3 protein-coding genes and 1 tRNA gene are annotated in these 10,036 nt (G+C 69.2%); 3 read left to right on the top strand and 1 reads right to left on the bottom strand.

Translation table 11 applies throughout. The features are described 5' to 3' along the window. Nucleotides 1-209: 209 nt before the first annotated feature. Complete coding sequence (locus tag ACFWBT_RS12945) at nt 210-872, top strand: DegT/DnrJ/EryC1/StrS family aminotransferase (protein ID WP_385698926.1); 663 nt, start codon at nt 210-212, stop codon at nt 870-872. Between the two features lie 98 nt (nt 873-970). Continuing rightward, nucleotides 971-1,046: transfer RNA gene (locus tag ACFWBT_RS12940), tRNA-Thr, on the top strand. 62 nt (nt 1,047-1,108) lie between these two features. Here ACFWBT_RS12940 and ACFWBT_RS12935 read toward each other — a convergent pair. Continuing rightward, the gene (locus ACFWBT_RS12935; protein WP_385698915.1) at nt 1,109-3,856 is read right to left on the bottom strand and encodes a SpoIIE family protein phosphatase; all 2,748 of its coding nucleotides are present in this window, start codon (nt 3,854-3,856) and stop codon (nt 1,109-1,111) included. Between the two features lie 389 nt (nt 3,857-4,245). Between ACFWBT_RS12935 and ACFWBT_RS12930 the strand changes: the two genes are divergently transcribed. Beyond that, on the top strand, nt 4,246-9,741 hold the full coding sequence (locus ACFWBT_RS12930; RefSeq protein WP_385698912.1) for a HAMP domain-containing protein: 5,496 nt from the start codon (nt 4,246-4,248) through the stop codon (nt 9,739-9,741). Nucleotides 9,742-10,036: the final 295 nt, after the last annotated feature.

Below are 10,036 nucleotides of genomic sequence, written 5' to 3'. Positions count from 1 at the left end.
AGCTTCTGGCGGGGCTCTGGCAGGAGCCGGATGACCACCGGGGGCGCCGATGGTACTGCAGGGGGGACCCTGTGGGAGAGTAGGACGCCGCCGAACTAAAATTAGAGAGCTGGTCCCTGAACTTCGGTTCAGGGACCAGCTCTTTTTTGTTTTGCGACACTTGCAGTTCACGTTGCGCGACAAATATCCACGGCATGAGTACTGCTGCAATGCTCAGGGCCGCGGGCGTCGGAGCCGGTGACGAGGTCATCGTGCCGGCCTTCGGGAACGTGGAGGTCGCCGAAGCCGTGACCCAGGCCGGTGCCACGGTCGTCTTCGCCGACATAGACCCGTTGACGTATTGCCTCGACCCTCGTGCGGTGGAGGCCGCCGTAACGCCCCGGTCGGTGGCGGTCGTTGTCGTGCACCGCTTCGGGCGGACGGCCGACATGGTGCGGCTGCGGGAGATCGGACAGCGGCACGGGCTGCTGGTGCTGGAACAGGGCGAGTCCGAAGCGCCGTACGACGAGGTCGCGCAGCGCAGGCAGCGGGCCGCTTACCTCGACGGACGGCTGAGCGGCGTACGGACGCCGGACAGCGGTGACGGGCACACCTACCAGCAGTACGTCGTGCGGGTGCCGGGCAATGGGCGGCCGGACCGGGACGCGTTCGCACGCGCCGTGCGGGCCAGGGGAGTTGACTGCCGGGTGCCCGTGAAGACGCCGGTCCACCGCATGCCCGGGTTCCGACGGGACGTACACCTTCCCGAGACCGAGCGGGCCGCGGACGAGACTCTCGCGCTGCCTGTGGACGGGACGTTGACGAAGCGGGAGATGCAGCGGATCGTCTCCGCCTGCAACGCGCTCGGCGGCTTGCTGCAGCCGGCCTTCTGATCCGGCCGGACGGGTCGGTGCGGACTGGTTGGGAGCACGGTTCGGTTCGGGGTATGATCTATTTCGTTGCCGCGAGGGAAACCTCGACAGGGTGACAGGCCCCCCTAGCTCAGTCGGCAGAGCGTCTCCATGGTAAGGAGAAGGTCAACGGTTCGATTCCGTTGGGGGGCTCCAGCAGAAAAGGCCTCCGCCCTTGTGGGCGGGGGCCTTTCGCATGTCCGGGGCCGGACGGGACCTCAGTCCGTCTGGAGGCCCGGAACACGCATCGCCAGGATCGCCATGTCGTCCGACGGGGCGTCGGAGGCGAAGCGTTCCACCGCGCGCATGATGCGCGCGGCGACGGCGCCGGCCGTCAGACCCGTACACGTGGTGAGGACGTCCGCGAGGCCGTCGTCACCGAGCATGCGGGTGCCCTCGCGGCGCTCCGTGACGCCGTCCGTGACGCAGAGCAGGACATCGCCCGGATCCAGCGTGACCGTCTGCTCGTACAGCTCCAGGTCCTCCATGACACCGAGGAGCGGCTGCGGTTCGGCCGCCGGCTCGACCGTGCCGTCCTGGCGCAGGCGCAGCGGCAGCGGGTGGCCGGCGCAGACGACCTTCAGGACGGCGCTGCCGTCCTCCTGGGGCCACAACTCGCCGTAGAGGAGGGTCAGGAAGCGGCTGCGGGCGCCCTCGTCGAGGATCGCGGAGTTCAGCCGCTCCAGGACCGCGGGGCCGCCGTAGCCCTCGCGGGCCAGCAGGCGGAGTGCGTGCCGGGCCAGGCCGGTGACCGCCGCCGCCTCCGGGCCCGTACCGCATACGTCGCCGATGGCGAAGCCGTAGGCGCCGTCGCGGATCGGGAAGAGGTCGTAGAAGTCGCCGCCGACCTCGTTGCCCTCGCCTGCGGCTCGGTAGATGACCTCGACCTCGACGCCCTCGATCTGGGGGAGTTCCGGGGGCAGGAGGCTGCGCTGGAGGGACTGGCTGATGGCCGTGCGCTCCGAGTACAGGCGGGCGTTGTCCAGGGCGAGGGCCGCTCGCCGGGAGAGGTCCTCGGCCAGCTCCAGGATCTCCTGGCGGAAGTGTTCGTCCGACGGCTTGCCGAGGGTCAGCATGCCGATGACGCGGTTGCGGGCCACCAGGGGGAGGACGACGGTCTCGCCGCCGACCGCCGCGGCCGTCGCCAGCGTCGTACCGATGCCGGAGGTCATCGAGGCCTGCTGGCCGAGGCCCAGGCTGCGCATGGAGGTCCGCAGGGCGGCCTCGTGGGCCGCCGCGGCGGGTGCCGACCAGACGCGGGCGCCCGGGGTCGGCACCGGGTCCGGCGGGGCGATCTTCGAGAGCAACGCCTTGAGGCCGTCGATGCGTTCCTCGTCCTCGTGCAGGACGTACGAGAGGTACGGCTCGGAGGCCTGGTCGGCGATCGTGTAGACGGCGCACCAGGTGGCCAGCGTCGGAACCGTCATCTGGGCCATGAGGGCGAGCGTCTGGTCGCGGTCCAGGGTGCCGGCGAGCAGGTCGGAGGCCTCGACGAGGAAGGACAGCGAGCCGCGGCGCAGGCGTTCCAGCTCGCCGAGACGGGCCGACTCCACGGCGAGGGCGATGCGGTCGGCGGCGAACTGGAGGCGCAGGGCCTCCTCGTTGGAGTAGCGGCCCGGGGATTCGGCGGCGACACCGAGGGAGCCGGTGAGGCGGCCCTCCACCTTCAGCGGGACCGTGACGACCGAACGCATGCCGGTGCCGCCGAGGAGCGGTACGGCGCCGGGGACGACCGTCAGGTCCTCGTGGACGGCGGGCATCCTGGCCGAGCCGTAGCGTCCGGGGCCCGCTTCGACGGGGACGCGGGCGAAGCGCTGGCGCGCGGAGGGCAGGCCCGTGGAGGCGCGCACCTCCAACTCCGTTTCGTCGTCGGTCGCCAGGAGCAGGAAGGCGGAGTCGCCGTCGAGCATGTCGCGGGCGCGCTCCACCGTGCGCTGTAGCAGGCCGTCGAGGTCGTCCGGGGCCGGTGAACCGATGAAGACCTCGAACGGGTCCGTCGCCTGGCCCTCGGCGTTGCCGCCCGAGTCGGAGGCGGGCAGGCGCAACGGGGTCTGCAGGACGGCGCGTTCGTGGTCGCGCACCAGGAGGCAGACCGTGGAGGGCTCGCCGCCGGTGTCGCGGACCCGCAGGTGCGAGGCGTACACGGGCGTGACGCGGCCGTCGGCGCAGCGGATGCCGTAGCTGCCTTCCCAGCGGGAGAGTTGGAGGGCCTCGACGATGCCGGTGCTGGTGCCGGGGGTGTGCGGCCAGGCCGCGAAGTCGGTGAGGGGTTTGCCGGTGACCTGCTCGGCCGCGTAGCCGAAGAGTTCCTCGGCGTCTTCGTTCCAGGCGTTGATGGAGCCGGTGCGGTCGATCTGGACGACCGCCACGCGCACGCGGCCGTCGGCCAGGGGGAGGAGGTGGGAGGGGAGCGCGGGACCGGCGGCGCGGGTGCCGACCGCGCGCTCGGGGAGTTCGAGCTGGAACCAGACCTGCTTGTGGGTGGGTGTGTACTCGACACCCCAGCGGCCGGCCAGGGCCGCGCAGAGCTGGAGGCCGCGGCCGCCCTCGCGGTCGGGGCTGCCCATGTTGACGGCCGTTCCCTGGAGTGGGATCTCGCGTTCCGGGTAGTGATCCGCCACCTCGATGCGTACGCCGTCGTCGCTGCGCAGACACAGAACGTCGGCGGAGGTGCCCGCGTGCACGACGGCATTGGTGACCAGTTCGCTCGTCAGAACGACGGCGTCGTCGACGATGTCGGCGAAGCCCCAGCCCTGGAGAGTGTCCCGGACGAACGAGCGGGCGGTCGCGACGGACCGTCCCACGGGCTCGAAACTGGCGGCCGCGCGCGCGGTGATCACAGAACTCCTCGTCCGGCTGTCGGCATGCGGGGTTCCGTGGCCGACCCGCTCCTGCGTGGGCAGGGCGTGGTTCCCTGTTGGCCGGGGATCCTGGGGCGTTCCCCCAGGATGCAGTCCGGTGGTCATGGTGCGGTGCCCCTCCGATGCCTGCCCGCTCGTACTCGTGCCACCGCCCAGGCCGGACGGGACCGGCACGGCTGGACAGCCGCATGCAAGGTTACTTACCTTCGCCGCCCCTGCGGATGCCGGTCACCAGTGTTTCCGTCCTGAAGAGTCCGGTGTTTTTGTTCGGACAGGTGTATGTGGTCGCGTCCGGCCAGGGCCGGGCCGCCGTCCCGATGGTGTGCGGACGATGTGCGAAGCTGCCGAACTGTTATGGCCTGGTTCAGCCGGGGTGAAACACTGGGCAGGCTCCAGGAGAAGGTCCCGGGCAGGTCGAGTGCCTCCTCCGCGCACCGAGCAGCAGTACCCGAGTACGCCGAGCAGTATTGGTCGACCCTTGCGGGAGGGACACAGTGGAGTCTGGCGCAGCGACGCGGGGCAGTAGGACGCGCGCGAAAGGCGGACAGTCCCTGAAGAGCGGGCGCACACCGCGCAATGGCACCACCGAAGTGGACACGGCGGCCCTGAACCGGTTGCTGGCGGCCCTGGTGTCGATGCGGGACGGCAACTTCCGCAAGCGGCTCACCGTTTCCGGTGACGGTGTGATGTCCGAGATCTCGGCGGTCTTCAACGAGGTCGCCGACCGGAATCTGCATCTGACGGGTGAACTGTCGCGGGTGCGGCGCGTGGTGGGCCGTGAGGGAAAGCTCACGGAGCGGCTGGAGACGGGTACCAGCGAGGGGTCCTGGGCGGCCGCGATCGACGCTTCGAACGCGCTGGTCGACGATCTCGTGCGACCCGTCTCCGAGGTCGGCCGGGTACTGTCCGCTGTCGCGGAGGGCGATCTGTCGCCGCGGATGGACCTGCGCGCGCAGGCCGCGGACGGCAACGGTCATCCGCTGCGCGGTGAGTTCCTGAAGGTCGGGCGGACCGTCAACAATCTGGTCGACCAGCTGTCGACGTTCACCGACGAGGTCACGCGGGTGGCCAGCGAGGTGGGTACCGAGGGCAAGTTGGGCGGACAGGCCCGGGTGCGCGGTATGTCCGGTTCGTGGAAGGACCTCACGGACTCGGTCAACACGATGGCGTACCGGCTCACCGCCCAGGTGCGTGACATCGCTCTCGTGACGACGGCCGTCGCCAAGGGTGACCTGTCGCGGAAGGTCACGGTTCACGTGGCCGGCGAGATGCTGGAGCTGAAGAACACCGTCAACACGATGGTGGACCAGCTGTCCTCCTTCTCCTCCGAGGTGACACGCGTCGCGCGTGAGGTGGGTACCGAGGGTGAGCTGGGCGGTCAGGCGCAGGTGCCCGGTGTGGCCGGCGTGTGGAAGGACCTCACCGATTCGGTGAACCTCATGGCCGGCAATCTCACGGCCCAGGTGCGCGGGATCGCGCAGGTGACCACGGCGGTCGCGAGCGGTGACCTGTCGCAGAAGGTGACCGTGTCGGCGCGCGGCGAGGTCGCGCAGCTCGCCGAGACGATCAACCAGATGACCGAGACGCTGCGGACGTTCGCCGACGAGGTCACCCGTGTCGCCAACGAGGTCGGTGGCGAGGGCCGGCTCGGTGGGCAGGCGAACGTGCCGGGAGCGGCGGGAACGTGGAAGGACCTCACGGACTCGGTCAACACGGTCTTCCGGAACCTCACGACCCAGGTGCGTGACATCGCCGCGGTGACGACGGCGGTGGCCAACGGCGATCTGTCGCAGAAGGTCAGCGTCGAGGTCGCGGGCGAGATGCTGGAGCTGAAGAACACCGTCAACACGATGGTCGACCAGCTGTCGTCGTTCGGTGTCGAGGTCACGCGGGTGGCGCGTGAGGTCGGCGTCGAGGGTGAACTGGGCGGCCAGGCGCAGGTTCCGGGAGTGGCCGGCACCTGGAAGGACCTCACGGACTCCGTCAACACGGCGTTCCAGAACCTGACCGGGCAGGTGCGCAACATCGCGCAGGTGACCACGGCGGTCGCGAACGGTGACCTGTCGCAGAAGGTGACCGTCGAGGTCGCGGGCGAGATGCTGGAGCTGAAGGTCACCGTGAACACCATGGTGGACCAGCTGTCGAGCTTCGCCGACCAGGTGACCCGGATGGCCCGTGACGTGGGTACGGAGGGCCGGCTCGGCGGTCAGGCCCGGGTGGACGGCGTGTCCGGCACCTGGAAGGAACTCACCGACTCCGTCAACTTCATGGCGGGGAACCTGACTTCGCAGGTACGCCAGATCGCGCAGGTGACCACGGCGGTGGCCCGGGGTGACCTGTCGCAGAAGATCGACGTGGACGCGCGCGGCGAGATCCTGGAGCTGAAGAACACCATCAACACGATGGTCGACCAGCTCTCCGCGTTCGCCGACCAGGTGACCCGGGTGGCCCGTGACGTGGGTACGGAGGGCCGGCTCGGCGGTCAGGCGCAGGTGCCCGGCGTCGCCGGTGTGTGGCGTGACCTGACCGACTCGGTGAACGGCATGGCCGGCAACCTCACCGCGCAGGTGCGCAACATCGCGCAGGTCGCGACCGCGGTGGCCCGGGGTGACCTGTCGCAGAAGATCGACGTGGACGCGCGCGGCGAGATCCTGGAGCTGAAGAACACCCTCAACACGATGGTGGACCAGCTCTCGAACTTCGCCGAGCAGGTGACGCGGGTGGCCCGCGAGGTGGGCACCGAGGGCATCCTCGGCGGGCAGGCCGAGGTGCAGGGTGTCTCGGGCACCTGGAAGGACCTCACCCAGTCCGTGAACTTCATGGCGAACAACCTGACCATCCAGGTGCGCAACATCGCCGAGGTCACGACCGCGGTCGCCATGGGAGACCTGTCCAAGAAGATCACCGTCGACGCCAAGGGCGAGATCCTCGAACTGGTCACCACCGTCAACACGATGGTCGACCAGCTGTCGTCGTTCGCCGAGCAGGTGACCCGGGTGGCCCGCGAGGTGGGCACCGAGGGCCAGTTGGGCGGGCAGGCGCGGGTGCCCGGGGTGACGGGCATCTGGAAGGACCTGAGCGACAACGTCAACCTGATGGCCTACAACCTGACCATGCAGGTGCGGAACATCTCGCAGGTGGCGGCGGCCGTCGCCAACGGCGACCTGACCCGGCTGGTGACGATCGAGGCGCGCGGCGAGGTCGCGCAGCTCGCCGACACCTTCAACACCATGGTGAAGACGCTGAGTTCGTTCGCCGAGCAGGTCACCAAGGTGGCCCGCGAAGTGGGTACGGACGGCATCCTCGGCGGTCAGGCGCACGTCCCGGGAGTCGCCGGTACGTGGAAGGACCTCACCGAGTCGGTGAACGGGATGGCGTCCAACCTGACCGGTCAGGTGCGCAACATCGCGATGGTCACCACGGCCATCGCCAAGGGCGACCTGACCAAGAAGATCGACATCGACGCGCGCGGCGAGATCCTGGAACTCAAGACGACCATCAACACGATGGTCGACCAGCTGTCGTCGTTCGCCGAGGAGGTCACCCGAGTGGCCCGCGAGGTGGGCACGGAGGGGCAGCTGGGCGGTCAGGCGCGCGTACGTGACGTCGACGGCACCTGGCGCGACCTCACCGAGTCGGTGAACGAGATGGCCGGGAACCTGACCCGTCAGGTGCGTGCCATCGCGCGCGTGGCGACCGCGGTGACCCGCGGCGACCTGAACCTGAAGATCGACGTGGACGCCTCCGGCGAGATCCAGGAACTCCAGGACTACATCAACAAGATGATCGCCAACCTGCGCGACACCACCATCGCCAACAAGGAGCAGGACTGGCTGAAGGGCAACCTGGCCCGGATCTCCGCCCTGATGCAGGGCCGCCGCGATCTCGACGACGTGGCCTCGCTGATCATGAGCGAGCTGACGCCGGTCGTCTCGGCCCAGCACGGCGCGTTCTTCCTCTCGATGCCACTGGTCGACGGCAAGGACGCGGGTACCGAGGACGAGGAGGCGTACGAGCTGCGCATGCTCGGGTCGTACGGCTACTCGATGGGCTCCATGCCGACGTCGTTCCGCCCCGGTGAGGCGCTGATCGGGACGGCGGCCCAGGAGAAGCGCACGATCCTCGTGGAGAACGCGCCGAGCGGCTACCTGAAGATCTCCTCCGGTCTCGGCGAGGCACCTCCGGCGCAGGTCATCGTGCTTCCGGTGCTCTTCGAGGGGACCGTGCTCGGCGTCATCGAGCTGGCGTCCTTCACGCCGTTCACGCAGATCCAGCGGGACTTCCTGAACCAGATCGCCGAGATGATCGCGACGAGCGTCAACACCATCTCCGTCAACACCAAGACGGAGGTGCTGCTCCGGCAGTCGCAGGAGCTCACCGAGCAACTGCGGGAGCGGTCGGCGGAGTTGGAGAACCGGCAGAAGGCGCTCCAGGACTCGAACGCCGAACTGGAGGAGAAGGCCGAGCTGCTGGCCCAGCAGAACCGCGACATCGAGGTCAAGAACACCGAGATCGAGGAGGCGCGGCAGGTCCTGGAGGAGCGCGCCGAACAGCTCGCGGTCTCCATGCGCTACAAGAGCGAGTTCCTGGCGAACATGTCGCACGAGCTGCGTACGCCGCTCAACTCCCTGCTGATCCTGGCCAAGCTGCTCGCCGACAACGCGGACACGAATCTCACGCCGAAGCAGGTCGAGTTCGCCGAGACGATCCACGGCGCGGGTTCCGACCTGCTCCAGCTGATCAACGACATCCTCGACCTGTCGAAGGTCGAGGCGGGCAAGATGGACGTGTCGCCGACCCGTATCGCGCTCGTCCAGCTCGTCGACTACGTGGAGGCGACGTTCCGGCCGCTGACCGCGGAGAAGGGGCTCGACTTCTCCGTGCGGGTCTCGCCGGAACTGCCCGCCACGCTGCACACCGACGAACAGCGCCTGCTCCAGGTGCTGCGCAACCTGCTCTCCAACGCGGTGAAGTTCACCGACTCCGGAGCGGTCGAGCTGGTGATCCGGCCGGCCGGGGCGGACGTGCCGGTGGCCATCCGTGAGCAGCTTCTGGAGTCGGGGTCGCTGCGGGACGCGGACGCCGATCTGATCGCGTTCTCCGTGACCGACACCGGGATCGGGATCGCCGCCAGCAAGATGCGGGTGATCTTCGAGGCCTTCAAGCAGGCGGACGGTACGACGAGCCGCAAGTACGGCGGTACGGGTCTGGGCCTCTCCATCTCGCGGGAGATCGCCCGGCTGCTGGGCGGCGAGATCCACGCGCAGAGCGAGCCGGGCCGCGGCTCCACCTTCACGCTGTATTTGCCGCTGCACCCCAGCGAACTGCCGCCGCAGGGCTACGGGCAGCTCGCGCCGGCGCTGGAGGCGGGGGAGCTGCTGGCCTCCGAGGCGGAGCTGCAGGACATGGGGATGCCGGCCGAGGTGAAGTCGTACCAGGAGACGCAGAACGGTCCCGCCGCGCTCTTCAGGAGGCGCCGCAGGGCGCTGCCCACGGCCGAGCAGCGCGGCGCCGTCGCCGGTCGGCCGGACGATGCCGCGGGCGCGGCTCAGGAGCCGTGGGCGGTCGCGGGCCAGCAGGACGCGGGACCGCAACAGCGCCAGGGCATCCGGTTCGAGGGCGAGAAGGTACTGATCGTCGATGACGACATCCGCAATGTCTTCGCGCTGACCAGCGTCCTCGAGCAGCACGGTCTGTCGGTGCTGTACGCCGAGAACGGCCGCGAGGGCATCGAGGTCCTGGAGCAGCACGACGATGTGACGGTCGTTCTGATGGACATCATGATGCCCGAGATGGACGGCTATGCCACGACCACGGCGATCCGGCGGATGCCGCAGTTCGCCGGGCTGCCGATCATCGCGCTCACGGCGAAGGCCATGAAGGGCGACCGGGAGAAGGCGATCGAGTCGGGTGCCTCCGACTATGTGACCAAGCCGGTCGATCCCGATCACCTGCTCTCCGTGATGGCGCAGTGGATGCGTGAGGGGTGACACACTCGGAAGTGGTGGCGCGGGCCGTCGCGCGGTGCCGGACACGGGGACACCGTGCGGCACGGCGGCCCGGCGTCGGATAACCGACTGTGCCCGAAGCCGTGTAGAGGCGCGGGATACGGGGAACCTTCTGGTCTCCCGCCGCGTTTCTGCTACGTGCACAGTGACATCGCGGTGACAGGGTGTGGCGACAGGCGGGGTGCAGCTACCATGACCGGCACAAGGACGGGCGGCGCAAGGGAGTCGTCCCCTGGGGCGGCGCCCGGTGCTTCCCCAAGTCCTGCGGACAGGGGAG

The organism is Streptomyces sp. NPDC060027, from assembly GCF_042737005.1.
In the GTDB taxonomy this organism is placed as follows: Bacteria; Actinomycetota; Actinomycetes; order Streptomycetales; family Streptomycetaceae; genus Streptomyces.
This window is presented reverse-complemented; position numbering and strand designations above follow the sequence as displayed.

What these genes read in the sequence shown, in the direction of transcription:
- ACFWBT_RS12945 (WP_385698926.1), top strand. Translation starts at nt 210, where the DNA reads ATGCTCAGGGCCGCGGGCGTCGGAGCCGGTGACGAGGTCATCGTGCCG.
- ACFWBT_RS12935 (WP_385698915.1), bottom strand. Translation starts at nt 3,856, where the DNA reads ATGACCACCGGACTGCATCCTGGGGGAACGCCCCAGGATCCCCGGCCA.